Origin of the sequence: Chitinivorax sp. PXF-14 (assembly GCF_040812015.1) — a bacterium.
Taxonomy (GTDB): Bacteria; Pseudomonadota; Gammaproteobacteria; order Burkholderiales; family SCOH01; genus JBFNXJ01.
The window spans coordinates 40317-63903 of the sequence record NZ_JBFNXJ010000005.1; the positions used below are offsets into that span (position 1 = coordinate 40317).

Genomic DNA, 23587 nt, shown 5'->3' on the forward strand with positions numbered 1-23587 from the left:
GGCGGTTTGATGTTGTTGATTTGTATGTCTTATTCTTATCTGGAGAAACTCAAATGGCCAACATTCGCCCCGCTTTTGACAATGCATTCGACGACCTGCTCAAGGGCTTTTTCGTGCGCCCGGTCCAGTTCGCCGATCAACCCGAAATTCAGCTCAAGATCGACGTCAAGGAGTCACCGGAAAGCTATTCCGTCCACGCCGATCTGCCTGGCGTGAAGAAAGAAGACATCCACGTGCATATCGATGGCAATGTCGTTGCCATCAGCGCCGAGATGAAGCGCGAGAAAGAGGAGAAGGAAGGCGAAAAGATTCTTCGCTCCGAGCGCTATTTCGGCAAGGTATCGCGCAGCTTCCAGCTCGCACAGGATGTCGACGAGGCCAACGCGACAGCCCGCTACAACGATGGCGTGCTTGAACTGTTGCTGCCGAAGAAGCAACAGAGTGCCGCCAGACGGCTCACCATTTCCTGATCCGCCCCCTCCTCTCTGCGGATACGGGAAATAAGGAAGGGAACCATCAGGTTCCCTTCCTTTTTGCCATTGCGGCCTGGCCCTCGTTCTGGGCCACGGGCTTCAGCCCTAGGCAGGGTAGCGGCGGCACGCCAATCGCACCCCATCGGCAGCCGGCAGCACGCCCGGGCCTGCCCGCTCGGTAATGTCCTGCGGCTTTCCCCGGCCTATGGCACGATCCCGCAACTCTTGCTGTGCCTCGCCTTCGCACTGATCGCCTGCGGCAACAGCCTGTTCGGCACGCTGGCCCACGCGGCCTGCTGCGCGCGGATTAGCCCTCTTAGGGTAAGCAACGGGTCAACGTGCCTGCCATGGGGGCATTCCCCCGCCGCGGTATCACGATCAATCGTCGTCATCCTCACCGCCCGCCAGGCCGGTGGCTTCATCCAGGCCGTATTGGATAGTCTTTTCGCACTCCTCCAGAAACGCCAACAGATCGTCATATTCGGCCGTCTCTTCGGGCTCCCATTCCACCACCCGGTAGTCCCCGGTCTTCGCATCCCTGCAGCTTGCGTCGAGGTAAACCCAGTTATTGGCTTGCCCCATATTGGCAATCACGATGCCGCGCGCCACCTCCGGCGCGCCACACCGGGCCGATACCCGCCGCCACTCAAGCATGGCCGTATGCCACTTACCATTTGGCATCAGGTCTTGAATCGACAATATATGCCCCGGATACGCCAGCCATTCATAACCGTCATACAGGGACAGAAACGTCCGGTAGGACGGCGGCAACGCTACGCCGAGATAGGCTTCATAGGTGCTTATCTCCGCCTCGCTCGCTGGCGGATGGGGCTTGGGCTCGATGTGCTCATAGCCATTCAGCTGCTTGAGCTTGCGCAACTTGCCGTCAATCGCCTTGATCCGTCGGATCAGCTGCTGCTTCATGTCCGGCATCTCCCCCTCCATCTGCGCCAGCCAGCGCTGCTGGTACGGCGGTGATAAACAGCGGTGGGCCAGGTGAATACTGTGGCTGTACAGCCCATGTTTGTCACCCGGCACCTTATGAGTCATCGCTTTCATCGATCAAGCCAGCGTTGATATCCAGTTCGTATTGAATAAGCCCCTTGCGATTTTCCAGAAAGCCCATGAGATCACCGAATGCCTCGTCATCCTCTGGAGAACTTTTCACCAGGACATATTCACCTGTCCTTGAAACCAGTTTTCCCGAATCCAGGTAGCACCAGTTATTTGGTTGACCCAGATTTGCAATCGGAATAGCCCGTGCAACCTGAGGGGCCCCATAACGGACAGACATTTTTCTCCACTTGGCAAAAGGCTCATGCCACCGCCCGCCCAGCATTACATCCGGAATTGCCTGCATATGACCAGGGTAAGCGAGCCAATCATAGCCATTGTGCTTGAGTAAAAATGCCCTATAAGTGGGTGGAAGTCTCAGACCAAGATAGGCTTCATCGTTTTGAATCTCATTTTCTGACGCTGGCAAATTAGCAATGGGAACAACATCTTACTAATCATCATTTTTTGCAAGCTCATGCAGTTTTTCTACGATCTCATCGATCAATTCATTGATTCTGTGCTCAATGTGTTTCATATTCTTAACCTCATCCAACCGCATTGCAGATGCCTTGCAAACATCTGAGAAGGCCACGGATCGAACATCAGCTCGGCACCGGGCTTGGCTTCAAAGCGGATCTCGTTGAAGTTGGCGCCGCCGCCTGGGCTCGAGCGGCGCTTGGTGCCGGTCTGCGCTTTGTTCGCGGACAGGCCGTAGGGCGGCATCTGTTCCTGCTTGTAGACACGGCCGGTGACGATGGGCTGGTCCGGGTCGCCTTCGAGGAAGTCGACGATCACTTCCTGGCTGATGCGCGGGTTGGCGACATGGGGTTGCGCCCCTACCCCATCTGCGCCAGCCAGCGCTGCTGGCGCCAGGCAGGTGCCGCGGTGTTGAACAGCGGGGTGCCGGGTTGCAGCAGGCACAGGTACTGGGCAGCAGCCATGCGTTGGCGTTGATAGCCGTTGCGGAGTACGTAGATACAATGTTCGCGCGTGATAGGCTTCCCCATGAAGACACGTTTCCCTGCAGGGAACTTGGCTTCATTTGCCTGCCACCATTGGCTCACGGCGGTCTGATCCGGCCATGGCAATCCCTCGTCTTGATCAAGGGCAACGTTCTCATCGTCAGGATCCTCACAGGCTCCTGAGGAGGTTTCTTCAGGCGGAGGCCTGAAGAAAGGAGGCTGCCAAAGGTCAAGGCCAGTAACCATGGAAAATGCTTCGCCAGCCCTCCTTGCCAGACTGCTATCGGACATCCGGTCAATCAACCACGGAACATAGTGTGAATCTCCGGCAACACCACACCCCCAGATCAATCTGCGCCAGAGTTTTGGAAGGGATTCAGCGCGGTGCGCCAAATCGCGCAAAAAGTCGTGAGCATGGTCCAGTGGTGAGGCTCTCAGTAGCAGGGACATCGCCATCTCAGAATCACCATTGAGTTCATCTGCGTATTGGCGTAAAACGCTCATTCCGCGCCCTCTGTCACCACACATGAACAGGTACCAGCAGGCAGAAAAGCGGACTCCCTGATCCTCGCTTGATAGATAGTTGGATGCCACATCCATTAACTCTCTGTGTCCAAACTCTGCTGCCGATTGGAAAACTGCCGAAGTCAACTCAGGCTCGGAGTCTTGCATCAAGACCAAAGCAGTTCCTGGACTGACTCGATGAGCAAAGCAGGTCGCTAGCCCAATCCGCACCTTGAAAGATTCGGGCGACAATAGCAGGCTTGCGACATAACCTTGCAGATATTGCGCTGACACCCACCCCATAGCTGAAGTAAACCCCAAATATGCATAAGAAGAATCACGCGCCTTCTTAATGATTTTCTCTAGGCGATCAATTTCCCGCCTTTCGAGAGCTACAATCGATCCGGCAAATATCTCTCCACCATCATCCGTCCCCATTGGCACCACCCCATCCGCAAGTGCAACCCGAATACCATCCAAGTGTGCAACCATACGAGCGTCATGCCGAGCCAACTCTTCCAAGCCAACATTTGCCACCGTAATGGCAGAAGATCTCATCATCCAAAGTGATGCCACTTCTGACAGATGTTCATTTACGATAGAAGGTATCATCTGTGATGATCTAATGATTAGGGTCGATATCCAACATAGTGTCACGACGAAAAAAATTAACCTTCTCTCAGAAATCGATGATGCCAGATTGACTGAGCATCAACATCCTCCTGATCGTCTTCATCTTCAAAATAAGTAACCTTGTCTGGCATATATAAAACCTCTTGTCGATCAAGCATAGACGCAAGGGCTTGGTAAGACGAGATAGATTCCTGATGATTCTGGTCACCCAGAATTGGGAGTAAAGAAAGTTGTACCCACAGATTATCGCTCTTTTTCTGCACCAAAGCGTCACCACCAAGAATGGCTTCTATTTCACTTTGGGGTGGCAGTTTTCCAGCCACCTTTTTACCGAATACATTTATCCAATGTGCTCCAGATGTACGATCGCCTATTCCGAAAATTACACTTGACACCTCGGCTATGTCAACACACAGGAATCTATGGGCTAATTTCTGCTTTCTGCCTTGATTCCCCTCCAAGGCAATAGACATATAAGCATAACTCAAAGGCAATATCGACGCCCACTCGGCCAATAGCCCTTTCACCTCTTCTTGATGCTCCCAATAAAAAGCCATAGGAACCCATGCCTGAACAAAACAGGCATCATCCTTAAATAATTTATCATGTATAGCAAGCCCCTGATATTCGAAAAAAAAATCAGGAATATTAGCCTGGCCTCCAGAAATGCTGATGGCGCCATTTATTGTCATTCCGCTACCCGTCAATCGCTCACTGACAATACGATCAAGTTGGCTAGCCGTTGCTTCGAACCAATCCCCAGATGCCCCACTATACATGCGGAGAGATCCATCAGGAACAACAAGCATAAAGCGCCTGAACGCAGACACTATATCACCAGCAATCAATTCGTGAGGGTGCCTGATAAAAACCACCAACTTCATTACCTCCCTCACGATAAATTTCCCGCCACCTTCAATGTCTATTAATTTATTTATCTCTTTGGCCATCAAAATATCCACCATAAGGCAATGTCATTCACTACAAGTATCACTATGCTCGTTGATCATTTTCGGGCTTTTTCCACAAGCTTTTTTGTATATCTGATCCTGTGTCATACCATCATACTGTTCGCCAGGCGGAGTCCTTGCACCCTTAACTTTTGAGCTGTACAGTGGCCATTTTGGAGGTGTTGAGCGTTTAGGGCATTGAAATTTAAAGTCGTAAACCTTTTTTGGTGGACTGCCATAGACCACATCCGGTCTAATTGATTTATCAGTGCCCGGAACGGGAAAGCTAGTCGAATCTGCTGAGGTGGCAGGCAGAATATCATTCTTTGCGCCCTTCTGATTTTTCTCTATTTCCTCCTTACAGCAACTATGTTTTTCATTGCTTATCTTGAAAGCATTTGGTGGCTTTCCAGGCTTCCTTTCCCAACACCACTTCCCATCCTTATTTTTCCCTTTATATTTATTATTTATTTTCTCTTCACACTTCTTCCAAATTTCACATAACATCGTTTCTAGTTCTACAACTGTTTTTGGATCTTGAATAGTCCCGGCAAGATCAGCGGTATTCTCGTGGTTCTGGAACTTCTTATCCGTCAGACGACATGCTCCCTGTCCTTCCATCTTTACATCAAACGAATACAAAATCCAGGTTGACTCCTTGATAAACGTGCTCGATTTAACCCCGCCGACAGTACCCGCCTCATCACCATTTGACATTGAAAACTCGGACCCCTTGATCGCAACCATCATTCCGCCATCGGCTTTTACGGTTGTCGTCCCCTTACTTAAGGTTGTCGATTGAGAAATATTGGGGTAGGGAATCGGAACCGGCCCACCAGGTGTCGGTGTTTTGCAGACATCGGGAATCGTAGCAGTTGAAATCCCGTTACTCCCCTTATGCACAAGAGAGTTACTAGTACCGTTGACTTTGATGGTAACCGGCATTGCTAAGCGAGCCTCCGCAATTCAAGTACGGCAGCAGCCCGATCCCCTGCTTCCGAGCTAGCCCACACCATGGCGAAAGTGCCGTTGGCGTAACCTTTAATACCAGCTATCACGGCAAGCTGCATGTGCAATGGAGCACCAGCTGCCGATATATCTCCCCAACTGTCGGCTGGTGCAATAAAGTTAGAAGCGGAGTGAAAATACTCTTTGGCCCGCAAACAAGAAAAACCATATTCATCGGCTCGATAGGGCTCGCCATTCATATCACAATACAAGTCACTTACCTTTACTCCATTCGGCAGTCGGTCTAGTGCAGATCTGAAAGCTTTTGTCAGTCCTTCCCCGATGCAGATCGTCTCGGTCTTGATACGTTTTGGCTCAAAAGCAATACCCACACCTGTTATCCGGGCCAAGGGATCGAGCCCGAGTCGCTCTACAACGGAGCGGCGAGCCAGCAGCAATGCTCCTGCTCCCTCTCCTGGAATGAATCCCCATGCATTGTTGTGCAAACCAGCACCATGCAACTGGTCTTGTTCCTCCAACCATTCAAGCGTATACGGTTGAATATATGAGTCCACTGCGGCAACTACACAGCCATCGTACGAACCATCCTCCAGTTTTCCGAAGGCGGCATTCAGCGCAAGCAGGCCTGCGGCATGCCCATTTGGAAACGAGGCGATACCAGCAAGATGAGGGTATCTATCACCAATTGCGGTGATCATCAGAGGCTGCAGATCGCGAGCAAGGCCAATACGCGGTGGTGGCAAACCAAGTGACAATGCAATTCTCAAATCACCGCGGGCTTCTTCGGTTATTGCAGCGAACACCTGATCGATAGCGGGAAGCAGCAATGCCTTGAAGCGTTCAATTCCGGTCAGGCGAATATCGAGCCAAGGTGCTCGCGCGATCCGTAAGGGCTGACCCGCCATGTCGACCATATATGGGTGCAAAGTAAAGCCGCATATGCCTGCTCGTACAGCCGCTGCACTGGACCAGGCATCCTGCCCCACCACAGTACTGGCACCAAGGGATACGATATAGATGGCTTCATTCCACATTTCATGTCAGCTCAAGCTCGGCGTCCTCGGCTTCACGCTCGCCAGGGCTAATATCCGATTTGACGGTAATCACCGTGCTCTTGAGCTTTTGCACCTTGAAATGGCACGGGAGGGCTGAATGCCACACCAGCGATACCCGGGGGAATTCCGGCTCAAGAATCACGCTGTGCAGCTTCTTGTTTTTGTGGATTTCCCGGCTTCCGTCGGTAAACCAGGTCTCAAACCCGAGAAACACCTTAGGCAGCAGAAAGCGCAGCGTGCCGATGGGGGAAAGGTTCAGCAGGACAACGGGCTCGCCGCCACGAAGAAATTCAGGGGGCTGCTGATCTACTGGCGCACACTGGAAGAAACGTTCGTCAAAATCATCAGGCAGCAGCGGCTGACGTGTTTTCATCCAGCGCTCATCATAGGTACCGGCAAACGACGCACGTGGTTGCCAGTGGCTGCATAGCGGCCCGAAGCCCGCAACAGCAGGACGGTCGTTCCACCCTCGGATAAGCTGGTTTGGGTTCTCAATATTCGGCAATTTCAAGCCACGGGCATGGCTACGTGCCACGGCAAAGCCTGCGCCGACTGGGTTCCGCCAGTCCCAGTCGCGCTCGGGGAACGCTGAATGCTTATCCACACCGCCGTAGGCACGCTCATAGACAAGCGGCATCGTGCAAAATGGCTGAGGGGTGGAGGCCCCCATCGCCCCCCACTCGCGGTCACCAATCACCCGTAGCAACTTTTTCACCGGCCCCGCCCGAAAACCAACATCCAGTTCACGAACCGGTTTTCCCTCGGGGGCATAGGCACATCCTAAAACAAGGATATCCGTCGTCGCCTTGGTCAGAACCAGATCGGCTTCGTATTGGATACTGCTGTTACCTGGCTCACCAAAATATGCAGGCGACCGCAAGACCGGTGGCTGCACCTTGGCAATCTCCGTCGTCCCGTCAGGCTTGATGTCGAAACTACACTTGACCGCAACGAGCCAGACTTCGGCGCCATCACGGTCTCTGACCCAGCCGCGTTCGGCTGCAAAGGGAGTGCGATTATCGATCTGCCACATGATTCGTATCAGTTGATATCAACTGCTGCGCCCTTGATCTTGTTGTACCCAGTCGAGCGGCTGAGGATGTAATTGCCTTTGATGATGATCTTGCCGGCACGAGTCAGCGTAATGCTCGAATCACCACAACGCAGCGTGATTTCCCTTTCGGCGGAAAGCAGTAATCGCTCGCCATCCAGATCAACAGTTACCGGCAACGCGGGTGTCGCCGCGCATTCATCAGCAATGCGGGTCTGCACCACGCCGACGATCAGCGGTCGATGGAAATCCCCGTTTTCAAAAAGTACGAGCACATCCGCACCCAGCATGTCACGGCACAGCCGCACAACCGACCTGGCAGGCACAATTTCCTTGCCGTATTCCCCACACAGACAGACAAGTGGCTGCTCGTCCAATTGAAAACCACAAAAAGAACCTATCTCCGGTGCCAAGCGGCGCTGACCGATGCTGGACATACCGGATGACGGCGGCGGGGAGTAGGAGTTATCCACCGAGGCCGACGATAGATCATCCCTTAGTGCCACGAACGGATCCTGTTCCATCGTTCCCATATCATTGTCCTCAGCGCTAATTCAAGCCAACCTTGCTACCCTTGATCACCACGTCGCTCGATGCCTTGACGTTCATCTTGCCCGAGCCATCGATGGTGATGTCCTTACCCTTGACGGTGATCGTGCCGTCCTTCTTCATCGTGATGCTGGCGCTGCCGGTGGTGATGGTGACCGAGTCGCCGGCGTTGATGACGAGGTTCTTGCCGATGCTCTGGTTATCGTCCTTGCCGACCGAGACGGTGCGGCCGTCGCCGATGGTGACGCTTTCCGCCTTGCTGACGCTTTCGGTGCGGCCGCCGCCGATGGTGATGCTTTCGTCCTTGCTGACGTTCTCGCTGCGGCCGCCGCCGATGGTGATGCTCTCGTCCTTGCTGACGTTCTCGGTGCGGCCACCGTTGATGGTGATGCTTTCGTCCTTGGCTACCGTTTCGGTACGCGCGCCGTTGATGGTGATGCTTTCGTCCTTGGCTACCGTTTCGGTACGGCCACCGTTGATGGTGATGGTTTCGTCCTTGGCGACCGTTTCGGTACGCGCGCCGTTGATGGTGATGGTTTCATCCTTGTCCACCGTTTCGGTGCGGTTCTGGTGGATGGTGATGGTTTCGTCCTTGGCGACCGTCTCGGTGCGCTGGCCATGGATGGTGATGGTTTCGTTGTTGTCGACCGTTTCGGTGCGGTCGTGCTTGACGTGGGTGGTCTCGTCGTTGTCGATGGTCTTGGTTCGGTCGTGGCCGACCCAGTGGGTTTCGTCGTGCTCGACCTCGATGTCCTGGTTCTTCTCGGCGTGGAGGAACACCTGTTCGGCGCCGGTCTTGTCCTCGAAGCGGAGCTCGTTGAAGTTGGCGGCTCCGCCGCCGGGGCTAGAGCGGCTCTTGATGCCGGTCTGCGTCTTGTTCGCGGGCAGGCCGTAGGGCGGCATCTGTTCCTGGTTGTAGACGCGGCCGGTGACGATGGGCTGGTCCGGGTCGCCTTCGAGGAAGTCGACGATCACTTCCTGGCCGATGCGCGGGTTGGCGACGCCGCCCCATTGCTTGCCGGCCCAGGGCTGAGAGACGCGTATCCAGCACGAGGCGTTTTCGTCTTTCTTGGCGTAGCGGTCCCAATGGAATTGCACCTTGATGCGGCCATATTCGTCGACGTAGATTTCCTCGCCCGCCGGGCCGACCACCACGGCGGTCTGCGGCCCTTGCACGGTGGGCTTGGGGGTGCTGCGCACGGCGCGGAACGGTGTCTTGGAATTGAGCGCGATGAAGCGGCACTGGTAGCTCGACCCCTCGCCTTCGGTGCTCTCGTAGCCGTTGTACTGGAACTGGGTACGCGCGCTGGTCACCAGGTATTCGCGGTTCTGTTCGCTGCGCCCGTGCCCGGTCAGCTTGAACAGGTAGCCGCAACAGAGACCGAGCGCGCCGGTATTGCCCTGAGCCAGCTCGTACTGGGACTGCAGCTCTTCGAGGCGGGACTTGACGTAGTGGTCGCCCTCGCCGGCCGTCACGTATTCGCCGGGGTAGTCGAAATACTCATGGCTGGCCTCGGCGTGGCTGCGGCTCTGCTTGGCGCTGACCTTCAGCTCCACGCTGGGTTTCTTGAAATCGTATTCGTCGAGCACCATCGCGCCGGGCTGGATCTCGCGCGTGACAGTCCATTCGTTGATGTGTTCCTTCTCGAGCTTGGTGTTGCGTTCGAGCGGGATGAAGGGCACGCTGCCGTAGCCAGGGAAGGACTGCACCGCGCTGTAGCTGTCGGCCAGCACCAGCGTGTGTTTGCCCTTGCTGTGCTTGAAATAATAGAAGATGCCCTCTTGTTCCATCAGGCGGCTGACGAAGTTGAAATCGGTCTCGCGGTACTGCACACAATATTCCCACACGCGGTAGTCGGCGCTGAGGCGCGTCTCGAAGGCGGCGATCGGGTACTTGTTGAAGATGGCCTTGATGATGTCGGGCACCTTCATGTTCTGGAAGATGCGGCAGTCCGAGGTGCGCGTGAGCAGCCACAGCCAGGGCCGTGCGGCGATTTCGTAGCGGTAGTAGCGGCCATCCATGCCCATCAGGCCAAAGCGTGTGACATAGCCGTCGAAATGGCGCACGGCGTCGTTCGGCAGCGCGAGATCGACCGTGACGTTGTGGCCGAGCAGCTTGTCCGGGTCGATGTCGGCCTTCTCCGACAGCGCGACGATGCCGTACTCGAACGGCCGCCCCAGCGCCTCCACGGCATTCATGCTGTGAAACAGCAGCGTTGTATCACCCAGCGGGGTGTGCAACTCCATCACGCGCGGCATGCTGGCTCCGGCAAGGGGAAACATGGGCAGGCCAGCATGTGAACGGGCCTGTCAGCGGATGCATCAAACCCCGTCCCGCAGGGCCAGTCGCCGCTGGCTGACAAGGGCTGTCGATGACTCTTCAACCTTAGTGGTCGAACGCCCCAGTTTCAAGTGAGACAAGGGCTTGCGAGACGCCGGCATGCGCATGCGCTCGCTGCCCGCCCCCCGGCTTCATGCCAACGTCAATACCGGGCGCGGCAACCGTCACGGCTTGCGTGCCGCGACCACCAGCCCATGCACGTCTTCACCGGCCTCGCTGCGCAGCACGGCCGGCGCCATCTGCAGCAGCTCGAACCCGGCTGCACGCAGCTGATCGGCCACATAGGGCCCGCTGTGGCTGTAGCGTCCGTGCGGGTTGATGCGGTAGCCGGCCGCCACGCCGGCATCGCAAGCCTCGACCGTGAACAGCAGCAGGCCGCCTGGCCGCAGTGCCTGGCAGGCCGCGCGCGCCACGCCACCGAGCTCGCCGAAATAGACCAGCGTATCGGCCGACACGATGATGTCGAACGCCGCATCGTGCGCCGTCAGGAAGGCCGTCAGCTCGCCTTTGTAGAGCTTGTCGTAGACCTGCCGGGCGGCGGCCCGCGTCAGCATGCCGGCGGACAGGTCCACCCCCAGCAGCCGCGCCGCATACGGTTTGAGCAAGGATCCACACAGGCCAGTGCCGCAGCCGGCATCGAGCACGATCAGGGTCTCGTCGGCCGCGGCCAGCCGGCCCAGCGTCTCGACCAACAGCGACGGTGCGCGGTAATTCAGACGCTCGAGCTTGGCGTCGAAGCTGTCGGCAAAGGCATCGAACGTTGCCGCGACATAGGCATCGGCCGCACGCGGCGGCACATCCAGGCCCGAACAGGCGGCCAGCATGTGCCTGGCGATCGGGTGATCGGGCTCGTCCGCCAGCCACTGGCGAAACACCTCGCCGGCCTTGTCGATCTCGCCGATGGTGTAATAGGCCACCCCCAGCAGCTTGCGGCTTTGCGCGTTCAGCGGCTTCAGCGTGATGGCCTTGCAGTAACAGGCCACGGCGTCGTGCGTGGCGCCGCGCGCGGCCAGCAGCATGCCGAGATTGTTGTAGGCATCGACATGCTCTGGGTTGAGCGCGATCGCCCGCCGATACGCCTGTTCCGCCTCGTCGCCACGCTGTAGCGCCCGCAGCAGCACGCCCAGGTTGTTGTGCGCATCGGCATGGCCGGGCTGCAGCGTGATCGCCTGGCCGTAGACATCGGCCGCACGCTCGAACTCGCCACGTTCGAGCAGCACATTGCCCAGGTTGTTGTAACGGTCGGGCTGGCCCGGGTCGAGCGCGATCGAGCGTTCGATCAGCTCGACGGCCTCGTCGCTACGGTCGCGCTGGTGCAGCAGCACGCCGAGGAAATGCAACGCGTCGGGCGACGCCGGATCGGCCTGCAGCACGCGGCGATACAGGCTCTCAGCCAATTCGGCGTTACCGCTGCGATGCAGGTTCACCGCCATGGCGAGCGCCTCGTCCAGGCTGACGTCGACCAGTTGCTCCGGGTCGATCGATGCAGTATCCGGGGCCGATTTGATATCACGATTCACTTGGCAACATCCCTGAAATGGTAAAGCGGTCCGGCCTTAAGCGGCGACGCTGCCCTCCACGCCGAATTCATACACAAAATCGCTGTCCGCCACCTTGACCGTCACACCGCTCACCGGCCGGCCCTCGGCCAGATGGCTCAGGAAGGCCTGGCTGATCTGCGGCAGCACGGAATTGGTGAGGATCGCGTCGATCATGCGCCCGCCACTGTCCACTTCGGTACAGCGGCTGGTGATCAGCTTCACCACCTCGTCGTCGTAGTTGAACGGGATCCTGTGGTTCTCCCACACGCGCTTCTTGATGCGGTTGAGCTGCAGCCGCGCGATCTTGCCCAGCACTTCGTCGCTGAGCGGGTAATACGGGATCACCACCAGGCGTCCCAGCAGCGCCGGCGGGAACACCTCGAGCAGGGGCTTGCGCAGGGCGTGGGCGAGCGAATCGAGGTCAGGCAGCAGCTCGGGGTCGTGGCACATGCTCTTGATCATGTCTGTGCCTGCGTTGGTGGTCAGCAGGATGATGGTGTTCTTGAAGCTGATGTAGCGCCCCTCGCCATCCTCCATCCAGCCCTTGTCGAAGACCTGGAAAAATATCTCGTGCACGTCGCGGTGGGCCTTCTCGATCTCGTCGAGCAGCACGATGCTGTAGGGCCGCCGGCGCACCGCCTCGGTCAGCACGCCGCCCTCGCCGTAGCCGACATAGCCGGGCGGCGCGCCCTTGAGCGTGGAGACGGTGTGCGCCTCCTGGAACTCGCTCATATTGATGGTGATGACATTCTGCTCGCCGCCGTACAGCGCCTCGCCCAGCGCGAGCGCGGTCTCGGTCTTGCCGATGCCTGAACTGCCGGCGAGCATGAACACGCCGATCGGCTTGTTCGGGTTGTCGAGCTTGGCGCGCGAGGTCTGGATGCGACGTGCGATCATCTCCAGGCCGTGGCGCTGACCGATCACGCGTTCGCTCAGGGTGTCGGCGAGCCTGAGCACGGCCTCGACCTCGTTCCTCACCATGCGGCCGACCGGGATGCCGGTCCAGTCCGCCACCACCGCCGATACGGCCTGTTCGTCCACGCTGGGCAGGATCAGCGGCGCCTCGCCCTGCAAGGTGGCAAGCCTGGCCTGCTGCTCGCGCAGCTCGGCCAGCAAGGCTTCGCGGTCGGGCTGCGGCTCGGCTGGCGCCGCCGTGCCCGGTGTGTCTGGCGTATCCGGTGCGGCGACAGCGACCGGCGGTGGCTCAGCCGTTGCAGCCGCAGCCGGCGACGGCTCGGGTATCTCGCCAACAGGCGGCGGCGGGGCAGCGGCCACCTGCCCATCCACCGGCTTGCCACCCGCACGCAGCTTGGCGCGCAGGCCGAGTATCCGTTCGACCAGGGCTTTTTCTTCCTGCCAGCGCTGATTGAGGCTGGCCTGCCTCGTCTGCTCGGCCGCCATCTGCTGCTCGGCCTCCGCGCGGCGGGCGGTCGCGTCGATGCCGATGGCTTCTTCGCGGCCGATGATTTCGAGCTCGACCTGCAGCGACTCGATGTGGCGCAAGCTGTCCTCGACCTCGGGCGGCGTCGCATGCTGGCTGATGGCAACGCGCGCGCAGGCCGTGTCGAGCAGGCTCACCGCCTTGTCGGGCAGCTGGCGCGCGGGAATATAGCGGTGCGACAGGCGCACGGCGGCTTCGAGCGCCTCGTCGAGCAATTGCACGCGATGGTGCTTTTCAAGCGTGGAGGCAACGCCGCGCACCATCAGCAGCGCCTTTTCCTCGCCGGGCTCCAGCACCTGGATGACCTGAAAGCGCCGGGTCAGCGCCGGGTCCTTCTCGAAGTACTTCTTGTACTCGGCCCAGGTCGTCGCGCCGATGGTGCGCAAGGTGCCACGCGCGAGCGCCGGCTTGAGCAGGTTGGCAGCATCGCCGGTGCCGGCGGCGCCCCCTGCGCCAATCAGGGTATGCGCCTCGTCGACGAACAGGATGATGGGCTTGGGCGAGGCCTGCACCTCGTCGATCACGCCGCGCAGGCGGTTCTCGAATTCCCCTTTCATGCTGGCGCCGGCCTGCAGCAGGCCGATGTCGAGTGTGAGCAGGGTGACATCCTTCAGCGCCGGCGGCACGTCGCCCTTGACGATGCGCTGGGCGAAGCCCTCAACTACGGCTGTCTTGCCGACGCCAGCCTCGCCGGTGAGGATGGGGTTGTTCTGGCGCCGCCGCATGAGGATGTCGACGATCTGGCGGATTTCCTCATCGCGCCCGGTCACCGGGTCGATCTGCCCCTTGCGTGCGCGCTCGGTCAAGTCGGTGGTGAAGCGCTTGAGCGCCTCCTGCTTGCCCATCGCCGCCGGTGCCAGCGCGTCGGCCGCCTCGCCCGGCGCCGCCGCCCCGCTCGATGCCTGCAGGGCCGTCTCGGGTGAGGTTTCGACGATGCGCGGCAGCTCGTCGGTCAGGGTATCCGGGCGGATCTTCTCGAACTCCTTAGAGATGGCGAACAGCGCGTTGCGCAGCGAGGTGGTCTTGAGCAGGCCGATCATCAGATGCCCGGTGCGCACCTGATACTCGCCGAACATCAGCGTGCCATAGACCCAGGCGCGTTCGACCGCGTTTTCGAGATTGGACGACAGGTCGGAGATGGAGTTGGCGCCGCGCGGCAGCCGGTCGAGCGCGCGGGTCAGGTCGGCGGCGAGCCTCGCCGCGTCGAGCTCGAAGTGGCGCACGATGCGGTGCAGATCTGAATCCTGCGTCTCCAGTATCTGCTTGAGCCAGTGTTCGAGCTCGACATACGGGTTGCCGCGCAGCTTGCAGAATACCGTCGCCCCCTCCACCGCCTTGTAGGCCAGGCTGTTGAGCTTGCCAAACAGCGTGACGCGGCTGATCTCACTCATGATGCTCCCCCTCGCTTGCATGGTTGTCGTAGACGAGCCGCTCGGCGTCGAGCGTCAGGTCGGCCGCGGCATGGCCGCTCCGGCGCTGGCCCAGCCAGGTGGTCCAGCCCAGCCGCTCGTGGCGCCCGAGGCGCGCCCTGGGCACGTCGGCGGCCAGCAGGGTGAGCCGCACATCCCATTCCAGCTCGAAACCGAGGTATTGCCGCACCCAGTCGACCAATGCGCGCAGCGCCCGCCCACCCGGCAGCAAGGCGCGGTATTGCGCCTCGTCAAGCGGGCCGAGCCAGATCCTGATCTTGTGCTGCCGGTCCCAGATACGACCGCCAGCGGTGATACCGAGGCCAAGCGTCAGGCCCTTGTCGTGCCGCCCGAGGCGGGCACGGTCGTCAGGCGACAGGCGCATCCAGTGGCCGCAGAACTCCTCCACGCGCACCGGCAGCTGAAAATAGTCGCTCAACACCGCCACCAGCCCGTCGCGATTGCGCACCTGGCGCGCCAGCCAGCCGGCGTGGAAGCGCTTGGCGTCGTCAGGCACGCTGTCGCGCTCGCGCACGGCATCGAGCCCGAGACCGAACAGGCTGCCGACATAGCCCGCGAACCGGTCTTCATCGGGCCGATCCAGCGCCACCGTGGGCTGGGCCTGCGCCCAGGCACGATAGAACAGCAGCAGCATGCGGTGGTGGAACAGGTCGAGGAAACGCGCGAAAGTCGGGTCGCCGGCATGCAGCAGGCGGTCGCGCACATACTCGGTGAAGTGCGTCGGCATCGGGCCGTTGGGGCCGAGCAGGCCGAAAAACCGTACGGCAAGCCGTGGCGCATGCTTGTCGTCACCGCGCGTCAACGCGGACAGCGTGGCCGGCGCGAAGTCGAGCGCCGGCTCCTGCGCCAGGCGGACGGCCTCGTCCTGCGGCCGCAGCGCCTGGCCGAGCCGCGGCTTGTCGGCATGGGCGCACTCGATGCGGCGCATGACCTTGAAGAAGTCAAAGGCGTAGGGCCTGCGCTCGATCGCGTCGAACAGCTTCAGAGTATCGGCCGGCTGCCGCATCTTGGCTCCCAACGGCCGATCTCGCCGCGCTCGGCGGAGCGCAGCACGGTTTCGGTAAAGGTGTTGAGCGAGGCATGGCGCGCGAGGAGCTGCTCGAGCACGCAGCCGAACAGGTAGGCGCTGCCGCCCTGAAAGGCCAGCTCGCTGACCTGCAGGCCGATCTCCAGCCCGCGGCCGAAGGCGATCGGCCCGGGCATCGGCAGGCGCCGCGTCACCGGCCGCACCGACATGCCAAGCAGCCCCTCCACCTGCTTGGCCGTGCCGGCCTCGGGCTGCGACACGTACAGCGACAGCATTTCGCGCAGGGCAGCGGCGCCCTCCTCGGGGCCGGCATCCATCAGCGACAGGTAGTTCAGCGACAGCTGGCTCAGAAAGCGCCAGGACACCGCCCCCAGGGCCAGCGGCGAGGCCGGCCGGCTGGGGCCTTTAAGCGTGCGGATCGCGTCGACCGGTGCGGCGATGTCGAGCGAAAAATCGCTGCGATCGGTGCCCTGCGGCATGATCAGCGGCAGGTCGCGATTGGTGCACAGCGTCGATACCGCGAGCTGGCGCAGGTCGCCACGGTATGGCGCCTCGGCCGGGTCGACCAGCGACAGGTAGACCTCGCTGCCGACATAGCTGGTGCGAAAGCCGGTGCGCCGCTGCTTCTCCGACGGCACGCGCGGCTCGCGCAGCAAGGTGTAGTAAGCCCGGTGGGCCGTCCCTTCGGTGTGATAGGCGGCGTAGAACGGCAGGAAAGGCTGGTCGCCATCGCTATCGACGCCGAAGCCCGTCACGCCGGTCACCGCGAACACTTCGAAATCCATCGGCCGCGTGCGGTCCGGCACCACGTGATGCTCGTTGACGGCATCGTCGAGATGGATGCGGTCCGCACGCTTCGGAAACAGGTTGATGGCCGGTACGCAGTGCAAGGCGAAATCGGCCTGGTCCACCACCGCTTCGAGCCCCGGCTCGTGTCGCGAGAACGGTATGACCAGCTCGAACTCGCTGCCGCCGCGCCGCCGCAGCACCGGGTTGATACCGGTGACGTCGAAGAACAGGTAGCGGCGCGGAAACGCGAAATACTCCTGCAACAGCCGGTAGCCCTGAAAGCTGCGCAGGTTGGCCGGCAGCAGCGCTTCATCGTCGCCATAGCCGACGCGTTCGATGCAGCGCGCCGGCAACAGCTCGTGCCAGGCCCAGGGGCGCGTGCCCGGCGCCAGCACGACGGCCTGCGCCGAGCCGAAGATCAGCTCGTACAGCTTGCCCGCCACCTCGTCGCTGCCGCTCAGGCAGATCCGCAGCCGGTCCAGCGCCAGCTGGTCGAGCGTCACGCCGGCCGTACTCTGCAGCTTGATGCGGATGCCCGCCTTCATCGGCTTGCGCAGGCCGAAGCGCGCCACCGGCATGTCCGGCGCGTACTGGAAATACTCGGCCTGGATGATCCTGAGCGGCCACAGCCGCAGCTCGTCGGCGGTGCGGAACTCGCAGCCTGTGGCCTCGCTCTTGGCCGGCTGGGCGCGCAAGGCCGTGTCGCGCGGGATCGGAAACCCCGTCGCCAGTCCGGGCTCGGCCAGTTGCGGCTCGAAGCACGCGATGAGCATGGCCGGTGTCGGCGTCAGGAAGTTGGGGTAGATCATCTCCAGCAGACGCTGGGTGAAACGCGGGAACTCGGCGTCCAGCCTCAGCTGCACGCGCGCGGCGAGGAAGGCGAAACCTTCGAGCAGGCGCTCGACGTAGGGGTCGGCCACCTCGATGCCGCTCATGCCCAGACGCCCCGCGATCTTCGGGAAGGCCTCGGCAAACTCGGCCCCCATCTCGTGCAGGTGCTGCAGCTCCTGGTTGTAGTAGCGCAGTAGCCGCGGGTCCATCAGGCCGGCCCGCCGCGGTCGAATGGATCAGGGATTGCCGACATCGGTAATTTTCACCTCCCCGGTTTCCAGGTCGAGATCAGTGTGCAGCAACAGCTCCAGCGGCACCGGCTGCGCCCACAGCAGGCCACGTATCTGCACGCTGAGCTGGTTGTGGTGGTCCATCTGCTGGTCGGACAGCACGGCCTCGATCGATAGCGAGGATGGCAGGATGCGCGGCTCGAAATCGAGGATCGCCTCGCGGATGCTGCGTTCGAGATCAACCACGTCGAGGCTCGATGCGGTGCTGCCGGCGAGCGCGGGTAGGCCGAAATTGACCACCGAGCGCAACGCCTCGGAATAACCGGGCCAGTCGTCCGGCCCGGCATTCTGCGTCGCATTGAACAGCCAGGTCAGGTCGCGCAGTACGGCTTGCCGGAGCCTGGCTTTGTTGAGCACGAAGGGGCCTTCCTGCCGCCGCGCAGGCTCGTCGTCGGTCAGCCGGTCGAGCAAGGCGGGTTGCAGCCGGTCCTGTGGCAGGCGATCCACCATCGGCGGCCTACTCCGGCGCCTTGCCGGTGAAGTCGATGCGGCGCACGTCCATCAGCGGCTTCTCGTCCGCGTCGGTCGTCAGGATGCGCTGCCCGAGCCCGACCCAGCAGCCATCGCCGGCATCACGCCATTCGGTGCGCCGCGCCAGCCTGATCGCGCCCTCGGGGCAGGTTTCGGAGCCCGGGTAGCGGGTGGGGATCAGCGCGACGGCTTCGCCGCCGTTCTCGAACATCAGGTGGGCCGGCATCCACACCTGATCGCGCAGATCGCTTGGCGCCTCGATGTCGACACGCGCCAGCCGTGCGAACGGCACCCAGTAATAGCGGCCGTTGATGACGGCCTCAAGCACCGGCCCGAGCCGGCTGTCGGCATCGGCGATCCACTGGAAAGGCTGGCCGTCGAGCGTGCCCGGGCTGGCGGCAGCCTGGTCGAAGGCCTGCTGCCTGAGCGAGCGCGACTGGGCATCGAGCCCACGCCCGGTGCTGAGCAGCGATTCGATCAGCAGCGCGAGCCACGGCTCGGGCTCGCCAAACACCATCGGTGTCTTGCGCCCCTCGAACACCTGGGCGCGCAGCATCTCGCAGGCGATGGCCTCGCGGTAGGTCTGCGCCATGGCCAGGGCTAGGGCATCGAGCTGGCAGGCGACATCGAGCTGGTTCAGCGCACGCTCCCAGCGGCCGAGCACGCACAGTAGCTGAAACAGGAAGATACGCAGTTTCGCATCGGCCGGCTTGGCCTTGACGGCCTCTTGCAGCGCGATCAGCGCCGCATCGGGATCGCCATCGGCGAGGGCCCGCTCGGCAACCGGGGCTAGGCTCATTTTTGCTCCCTTGGCTCGCCCCGTGACGTGAAGAACGGGGACTCAGCCCTCTGGAATTTCCGTGACAAAGGCCATGGCACCGCGTGGCAGGCCATCCGCCCCCTGGGGCTGGTATTCGATCGTGATGGTGGTGAAGGCGAAGCGTAGCTCTTCGTTGACTTCCTCCGGCGCGCCAGTCTCGCCAGAGGCCAGGTTCATATAGGTCAGCCGGGCCTTCTCCAGCGTGATCTTCAGGTACTCGATCGGCGCCACGCCCCCGGCCTTGCGCACCGACAGCACCACCTTCTTGAGCGGCTCGTTGTTGCGCAGGCTCGCCATCAGGGCCGTACTGGCACTGTCGATGCCCTTGAGCACGCCAAGCTCGTGCACCGTGGTGATGGCCTTCTGCCCGCTGACATGGACGTTGTCGCCCTCCATGCCCCACGACCATGATTTGACGTCGATCTCGCCGGCGTGGTCACGGTCCTGCGATTCCCCCTTGATCGGCCCCTGCTTGGCGCCCTCGATCTTGAGGAACATGTCGCCCTGCGCCATTCTCCGCTCCTCGCATCATGCGGGGGACGCCCCGGCCCCCCGCCGCCCGATTGCTCAGGCCTTGACGTTCTCGGCGATGTTCCAGGCCGTTTCGACCGCGGCATCACCCGATCCGTCGGGCTTCTGCGGGGTGTACTCAACCTTGAATTCGGCGAAATTGAGCACGACGTTTTCGGTCAGCCTGTCCTCGCCACCGCTGCCGCCCGTCTGCACCGAGGCGATGATGATTTCCTTCAGCGTGATCTTGACGTATTCGAGCGGATTCTCGCCGGCCTTGCGCACCGTCAGCGTTGCCTCCTTGTAGTGCTTGCCGTTGCAGCAGGAGCCGATCAGCGTCGGCGATGCCTTGTCCACCCACTTGGTGAGCGAGAGATCCTGCACGTTCACCTTGCCTGCGCCACCACCGCCACCGGTATGGGTCGTGCCCGACTGCGACATTCCCCAGCTCCAGGCCAGCACGTCGATCTCATCCTTGTGCTTGGAGTCAACCGATTCGCCCTTCACGTCGTCGATTTTCAGAAACATGTCCACAGCCATGATGCTCTCCTTCAAACAAGATTCAGTGGAAACACTGCCTGACGTTGCGAACGAACGCTGGGGGCGAAACGTGGCACGCCGTGCTAGAGCACGCCCGGATGGGGCATGCTCACGCCGTCTTCGCGGAGGGCAGCTTGGAGACGAGACGCAACGACACGGTCAGCCCTTCGAGCTGATAGTGCGGCCGCAAGTAGAACCTCGATGTGTAGTAACCGGGATTGCCTTCGACCTCTTCCACCACCACCTCTGCCGCCGCGAGCGGCTTGCGGGCCTTGGTGCTTTCCGAGGAATGGGCCGGGTCGCCATCGACATAATTGGTGATCCACTTCTGCAGCCAGATCTGCATGTCGGCACGCTCCTTGAACGAGCCAACCTTGTCACGCACGATGCACTTCAGGTAGTGCGCAAAGCGGCAGCATGCAAACAGATACGGTAGGCGCGCAGCCAGATTGGCGTTCGCGGTGGCATCGGGGTCGTCGTATTCGAACGGCTTCTGCAGCGATTGTCCGCCGATGAAGGCGGCAAAATCCGAGTTCTTGCGATGCACCAGCGGCATGAAGCCATTCTTGCCGAGCTCGGCTTCGCGCCGGTCGCTGATGGCGATCTCGGTCGGGCATTTCATGTCGACACCGCCGTCGTCAGTCGGGAAGGTGTGCGTCGGCAGGCCCTCGACCGCCCCGCCGGACTCAATGCCGCGAATGCGCGAGCACCAGCCATAGAGCTTGAACGAGCGGTTGATGTTGACAGCCATGGCATAGGCCGAGTTGGCCCAGCTGTAGCGACTGTGATCGGCCGCGCCGGTATCTTCCTCGAAATCGAACTCCTCGACCGGGCTCGTCTTGGCGCCATAAGGCAGGCGTGCCAGGAAGCGCGGCATGGCGAGACACAGGTAGCGGGCGTCGTCCGACTCGCGCAACGAGCGCCACGAGGCATACTCAGGCGTCTGGAAGATCTTGGTCAGGTCGCGCGGATTGGCGAGCTCCTGCCACGACGCCATCTGCATGACCGTGGGCGAGGTGCCGGCGATGAACGGGGCGTGGGCCGCGGCGGATACCTTGGATATCTCGCCCAGCAACTCGACATCGGGCGGCGTGTGGTCGAAATAGTAATCGCCGACCAGGCAGCCAAACGGCTCGCCACCGAACTGGCCGTATTCTTCCTCGTAGATTTTCTTGAACAGCGGGCTCTGGTCCCAGGCCGTACCCTTGTAGCGCTTGAGCGTCTTGCCGAGCTCCAGCTTGCTGATGTTCATCACGCGGATCTTCAGCATCTCGTCGGTTTCCGTGTTGTTGACGAGATAATGGAGCCCGCGCCAGGCGCTTTCGACCTTCTGGAAATCCTCGTGGTGGAGAATCAGGTTGACCTGCTCGGAGAGCTTCTTGTCGAGCTCGGCGATGATCGCCTCGATCGACTTGATCACATCGCCGCTGATCAGCTTGGTCTGCGACAAGGCCTGCTCGGCCAGCGTCCTGACGGCGCTTTCGACGGCTTCCTTGGCTTCGTCGGTCTTGGGCTTGAACTCCCGCTGCAACAGCGCCGCGAATTCACCGCCCTCGGCAAGCTGCGCTTCCGCCTGGAGTTTTTCCTGTTCTGCTTCTGCCATGCCGGGTCTCCTCGTACCAGCTAGTCTTCGTCAACGACAACAGGGTATGGCCGATGCTCAGGATGCCGGTTCGGGATTCTCGCCGTCCGCCGGCTTCTTGCTTTCCGCCAGCGTCTTGAGCAAGGCTGGATCGTTCAGAATCTTGGCGACCAGCTCCTCGGCCCCGGTCTTGCCGTCCATATAGGTGATCAGGTTGGAAAGCTGCTGCCGAGCCTCGAGCAGCTTGCTCAGCGCATCGACCTTGCGCGCCACGGCGGCGGGTGAAAAATCGTCCATGCTGTCGAAGGTGATCTCGACATTGAGGTTGCCCTCGCCGGTGAGCGTGTTGGGCACGGCAAACGCGGCACGCGGCCGGATGGCCTTCATGCGGCTGTCGAAATTGTCGACATCGATTTCGAGAAACTTGCGGTCGGCCACGGCGGGCAAGGCTTCGGCCGGCTTGCCGGACAGATCGGACAGCACCCCCATCACGAACGGCAGCTGAACCTTCTTTTCCGCACCGTAGAGCTCAACGTCGTATTCGATCTGCACCCGGGGCGCCCGGTTGCGGGCGATGAATTTCTGACTGCTTTCTGCCATGGTGTCCTCGTCGACGGAATGGGTCCGAAAAACGCAAGCGCACTGCCAGTTCAATCTGCCTGTCGTGCCTTCGTTTTAGACCCTGCACCATGACAAATCAAGCAGCTATGCGGCGCCAGATATAGACGCAGCCCCGGCAAAATATATCTTTGTCATTTTTTTGGCAGCCCTGCCAACTCGTTGATCCGGTTGAGGCTGTCGGGTGCCAGATCCTGGATGATGTCGATGAAACTCTTCGACATCAGGCCTTGCGCACGGCGAATGAAAAGTGGTGCCGGGTTCGATGGTTCGGTCCGTTCCATGAACTCGCAGACGCGGTCGAGCAGGCGGATGGCATCCTCGCGGCTGCGCAGCTCCCCGCTGCCGGCGGGCGCCGATGGCGGCACGGCCTGGCCCGTCTGGTCTGCGGCGTCGGGCTCGGCCGCTGCGCTGGCCGCGCCGGCTGCGGCCGGCAAGGCCTTGACGACCGCTTTCAGGGTACCGACCAGCGGGCTCAGGTCGGGCGCCTGGCCGGCGCCGACCTTGTCGTTCAGCAATGTCTGCAGCCGGACGACACAATCGGCCGCGGCCCGCAGCGGATCGGCGAGCTCCGGCCGTGGCAACAATACCTCCTGCAACATGCCCTCGACCTGGGCGGCCGGCATCGCGTCACCGACGGCAGGCAACCTGCCCTGCACGACGAGGATGTCGCGCACGGTCAGCGGCCCGGACTTGGGCGACCTCACCACCACCAGCTCGCGCAGGTCGCGCAGCATGCCGAACGCGTCGGTCAGCGGTGCCAGGGTATTGAGCCGCATGGTCGGATCGTGATCGTCGTCGGCATCGAGCGCCGGGTGCAGGTGCGCCCAGTGCCGGTCGAGCAGGCCGGTCAGCAGGGTCAGGCCATCGCGCAAGCCGGGGGCCCCCTCGGTGCACAGCAGCGCACGCGCCAGCAGCACAGCGACACGCAGGTCGAGCGTGCGCTTGAACAGCTGGGCCGCGAGCCGCGCCACCACGCTCCAGTTCGGCGGCTCGCCGGCCACGACATTGTCGCCGAGCACCTGTTCCGGCTTGCCCTGGGCTTCGCGCTCGAGCTCCAGGTATTCGCTGTCGTATTCGAGATCGGGGCCACAGGGCGCGTCGCCCGCCAACGGGGCCAGCAGAGGTTCGATATCCATGGGTATCCTGTCAGC

The 23587-nt window shown here is 61.1% G+C and carries 21 protein-coding genes and 1 pseudogene; 1 reads left to right on the plus strand and 21 read right to left on the minus strand.

Annotation, left to right across the window (positions count from 1 at the left end; genetic code table 11):
* Positions 1 to 53: 53 nt before the first annotated feature.
* Positions 54 to 470 (plus strand): Hsp20/alpha crystallin family protein, encoded by a 417-nt coding sequence (locus ABWL39_RS07905; protein WP_367788804.1) that lies wholly within the window; start codon positions 54 to 56, stop codon positions 468 to 470.
* 381 nt (positions 471 to 851) lie between these two features.
* Here ABWL39_RS07905 and ABWL39_RS07910 read toward each other — a convergent pair whose 3' ends face one another.
* From ABWL39_RS07910 to tssA, 21 genes and pseudogenes are all read right to left on the minus strand, one after another.
* Complete coding sequence (locus ABWL39_RS07910; RefSeq protein ID WP_367788806.1) at positions 852 to 1532, minus strand: SMI1/KNR4 family protein; 681 nt, start codon at positions 1530 to 1532, stop codon at positions 852 to 854.
* Entirely contained in the window at positions 1513 to 1956 is a 444-nt protein-coding gene (locus ABWL39_RS07915; RefSeq protein ID WP_367788808.1) for an SMI1/KNR4 family protein, read from the minus strand. Before ABWL39_RS07915 ends, ABWL39_RS07910 begins: the two co-directional genes overlap by 20 nt.
* Before the next feature lie 170 nt (positions 1957 to 2126).
* Positions 2127 to 2342, minus strand: a pseudogene (locus tag ABWL39_RS07920) (type VI secretion system tip protein VgrG); the annotation flags it as partial.
* A gap of 23 nt (positions 2343 to 2365) precedes the next feature.
* Complete coding sequence (locus ABWL39_RS07925) at positions 2366 to 3607, minus strand: TIGR02270 family protein (RefSeq protein ID WP_367788810.1); 1242 nt, start codon at positions 3605 to 3607, stop codon at positions 2366 to 2368.
* Positions 3608 to 3663: 56 nt separating this feature from the next.
* A complete protein-coding gene (locus ABWL39_RS07930; RefSeq protein ID WP_367788813.1) occupies positions 3664 to 4593 on the minus strand; it encodes a type VI immunity family protein in 930 nt (309 codons plus the stop codon).
* Positions 4594 to 4602: 9 nt separating this feature from the next.
* On the minus strand, positions 4603 to 5523 hold the full coding sequence (locus ABWL39_RS07935) for a DUF4150 domain-containing protein (protein WP_367788815.1): 921 nt from the start codon (positions 5521 to 5523) through the stop codon (positions 4603 to 4605).
* Between the two features lie 2 nt (positions 5524 to 5525).
* Complete coding sequence (locus tag ABWL39_RS07940; protein ID WP_367788817.1) at positions 5526 to 6581, minus strand: beta-ketoacyl synthase N-terminal-like domain-containing protein; 1056 nt, start codon at positions 6579 to 6581, stop codon at positions 5526 to 5528.
* Between the two features lies 1 nt (position 6582).
* Positions 6583 to 7635, minus strand: coding sequence for a DUF2169 domain-containing protein (locus ABWL39_RS07945; protein WP_367788819.1), 1053 nt, complete (start codon positions 7633 to 7635; stop codon positions 6583 to 6585).
* Between the two features lie 8 nt (positions 7636 to 7643).
* The gene (locus tag ABWL39_RS07950; protein ID WP_367788822.1) at positions 7644 to 8186 is read right to left on the minus strand and encodes a DUF6484 domain-containing protein; all 543 of its coding nucleotides are present in this window, start codon (positions 8184 to 8186) and stop codon (positions 7644 to 7646) included.
* 16 nt (positions 8187 to 8202) lie between these two features.
* Entirely contained in the window at positions 8203 to 10461 is a 2259-nt protein-coding gene (locus tag ABWL39_RS07955) for a type VI secretion system Vgr family protein (protein ID WP_367788824.1), read from the minus strand.
* Positions 10462 to 10707: 246 nt separating this feature from the next.
* Positions 10708 to 12063, minus strand: coding sequence for a tetratricopeptide repeat protein (locus ABWL39_RS07960; protein ID WP_367788826.1), 1356 nt, complete (start codon positions 12061 to 12063; stop codon positions 10708 to 10710).
* Positions 12064 to 12099: 36 nt separating this feature from the next.
* A complete protein-coding gene (tssH, locus tag ABWL39_RS07965) occupies positions 12100 to 14916 on the minus strand; it encodes a type VI secretion system ATPase TssH (protein WP_367788828.1) in 2817 nt (938 codons plus the stop codon).
* Entirely contained in the window at positions 14909 to 15961 is a 1053-nt protein-coding gene (gene tssG / locus ABWL39_RS07970; RefSeq protein WP_367788830.1) for a type VI secretion system baseplate subunit TssG, read from the minus strand. The genes tssH and tssG overlap by 8 nt, the downstream gene beginning before the upstream one ends.
* Positions 15937 to 17811: a type VI secretion system baseplate subunit TssF gene (tssF, locus tag ABWL39_RS07975; RefSeq protein ID WP_367788832.1), complete on the minus strand. Its 1875-nt coding sequence runs from the start codon at positions 17809 to 17811 to the stop codon at positions 15937 to 15939. Before tssF ends, tssG begins: the two co-directional genes overlap by 25 nt.
* 27 nt (positions 17812 to 17838) lie before the next feature.
* Complete coding sequence (tssE, locus tag ABWL39_RS07980; protein ID WP_367788834.1) at positions 17839 to 18342, minus strand: type VI secretion system baseplate subunit TssE; 504 nt, start codon at positions 18340 to 18342, stop codon at positions 17839 to 17841.
* 7 nt (positions 18343 to 18349) lie between these two features.
* A complete protein-coding gene (locus tag ABWL39_RS07985; RefSeq protein WP_367788836.1) occupies positions 18350 to 19162 on the minus strand; it encodes a type VI secretion system accessory protein TagJ in 813 nt (270 codons plus the stop codon).
* 42 nt (positions 19163 to 19204) lie between these two features.
* Complete coding sequence (locus ABWL39_RS07990) at positions 19205 to 19696, minus strand: Hcp family type VI secretion system effector (protein ID WP_367788838.1); 492 nt, start codon at positions 19694 to 19696, stop codon at positions 19205 to 19207.
* 54 nt (positions 19697 to 19750) lie between these two features.
* Positions 19751 to 20233, minus strand: a complete 483-nt coding sequence (locus ABWL39_RS07995; protein ID WP_367788840.1) for an Hcp family type VI secretion system effector — start codon at positions 20231 to 20233, stop codon at positions 19751 to 19753.
* Between the two features lie 109 nt (positions 20234 to 20342).
* Entirely contained in the window at positions 20343 to 21836 is a 1494-nt protein-coding gene (gene tssC, locus ABWL39_RS08000) for a type VI secretion system contractile sheath large subunit (RefSeq protein WP_367788842.1), read from the minus strand.
* Positions 21837 to 21893: 57 nt separating this feature from the next.
* Entirely contained in the window at positions 21894 to 22415 is a 522-nt protein-coding gene (gene tssB / locus ABWL39_RS08005; RefSeq protein ID WP_367788844.1) for a type VI secretion system contractile sheath small subunit, read from the minus strand.
* A 152-nt stretch (positions 22416 to 22567) separates the two neighbouring features.
* Entirely contained in the window at positions 22568 to 23572 is a 1005-nt protein-coding gene (tssA, locus tag ABWL39_RS08010; protein ID WP_367788846.1) for a type VI secretion system protein TssA, read from the minus strand.
* Positions 23573 to 23587 lie beyond the last annotated feature (15 nt).

Bases quoted from the DNA above. Each gene is read 5' to 3' on its own strand.
- ABWL39_RS07995 (WP_367788840.1), bottom strand. From the start codon at position 20,233: ATGGCTGTGGACATGTTTCTGAAAATCGACGACGTGAAGGGCGAATCG.
- tssG (WP_367788830.1), bottom strand. From the start codon at position 15,961: ATGCGGCAGCCGGCCGATACTCTGAAGCTGTTCGACGCGATCGAGCGC.
- ABWL39_RS07940 (WP_367788817.1), bottom strand. From the start codon at position 6,581: ATGTGGAATGAAGCCATCTATATCGTATCCCTTGGTGCCAGTACTGTG.
- ABWL39_RS07905 (WP_367788804.1), top strand. From the start codon at position 54: ATGGCCAACATTCGCCCCGCTTTTGACAATGCATTCGACGACCTGCTC.
- tssF (WP_367788832.1), bottom strand. From the start codon at position 17,811: ATGGACCCGCGGCTACTGCGCTACTACAACCAGGAGCTGCAGCACCTG.
- ABWL39_RS07910 (WP_367788806.1), bottom strand. From the start codon at position 1,532: ATGAAAGCGATGACTCATAAGGTGCCGGGTGACAAACATGGGCTGTAC.
- tssB (WP_367788844.1), bottom strand. From the start codon at position 22,415: ATGGCAGAAAGCAGTCAGAAATTCATCGCCCGCAACCGGGCGCCCCGG.
- ABWL39_RS07955 (WP_367788824.1), bottom strand. From the start codon at position 10,461: ATGCCGCGCGTGATGGAGTTGCACACCCCGCTGGGTGATACAACGCTG.
- ABWL39_RS07985 (WP_367788836.1), bottom strand. From the start codon at position 19,162: ATGAGCCTAGCCCCGGTTGCCGAGCGGGCCCTCGCCGATGGCGATCCC.
- tssH (WP_367788828.1), bottom strand. From the start codon at position 14,916: ATGAGTGAGATCAGCCGCGTCACGCTGTTTGGCAAGCTCAACAGCCTG.
- ABWL39_RS07930 (WP_367788813.1), bottom strand. From the start codon at position 4,593: ATGGTGGATATTTTGATGGCCAAAGAGATAAATAAATTAATAGACATT.
- ABWL39_RS07935 (WP_367788815.1), bottom strand. From the start codon at position 5,523: ATGCCGGTTACCATCAAAGTCAACGGTACTAGTAACTCTCTTGTGCAT.
- tssE (WP_367788834.1), bottom strand. From the start codon at position 18,342: ATGGTGGATCGCCTGCCACAGGACCGGCTGCAACCCGCCTTGCTCGAC.
- ABWL39_RS07990 (WP_367788838.1), bottom strand. From the start codon at position 19,696: ATGGCGCAGGGCGACATGTTCCTCAAGATCGAGGGCGCCAAGCAGGGG.
- ABWL39_RS07950 (WP_367788822.1), bottom strand. From the start codon at position 8,186: ATGGGAACGATGGAACAGGATCCGTTCGTGGCACTAAGGGATGATCTA.
- tssC (WP_367788842.1), bottom strand. From the start codon at position 21,836: ATGGCAGAAGCAGAACAGGAAAAACTCCAGGCGGAAGCGCAGCTTGCC.
- tssA (WP_367788846.1), bottom strand. From the start codon at position 23,572: ATGGATATCGAACCTCTGCTGGCCCCGTTGGCGGGCGACGCGCCCTGT.
- ABWL39_RS07925 (WP_367788810.1), bottom strand. From the start codon at position 3,607: ATGATACCTTCTATCGTAAATGAACATCTGTCAGAAGTGGCATCACTT.
- ABWL39_RS07945 (WP_367788819.1), bottom strand. From the start codon at position 7,635: ATGTGGCAGATCGATAATCGCACTCCCTTTGCAGCCGAACGCGGCTGG.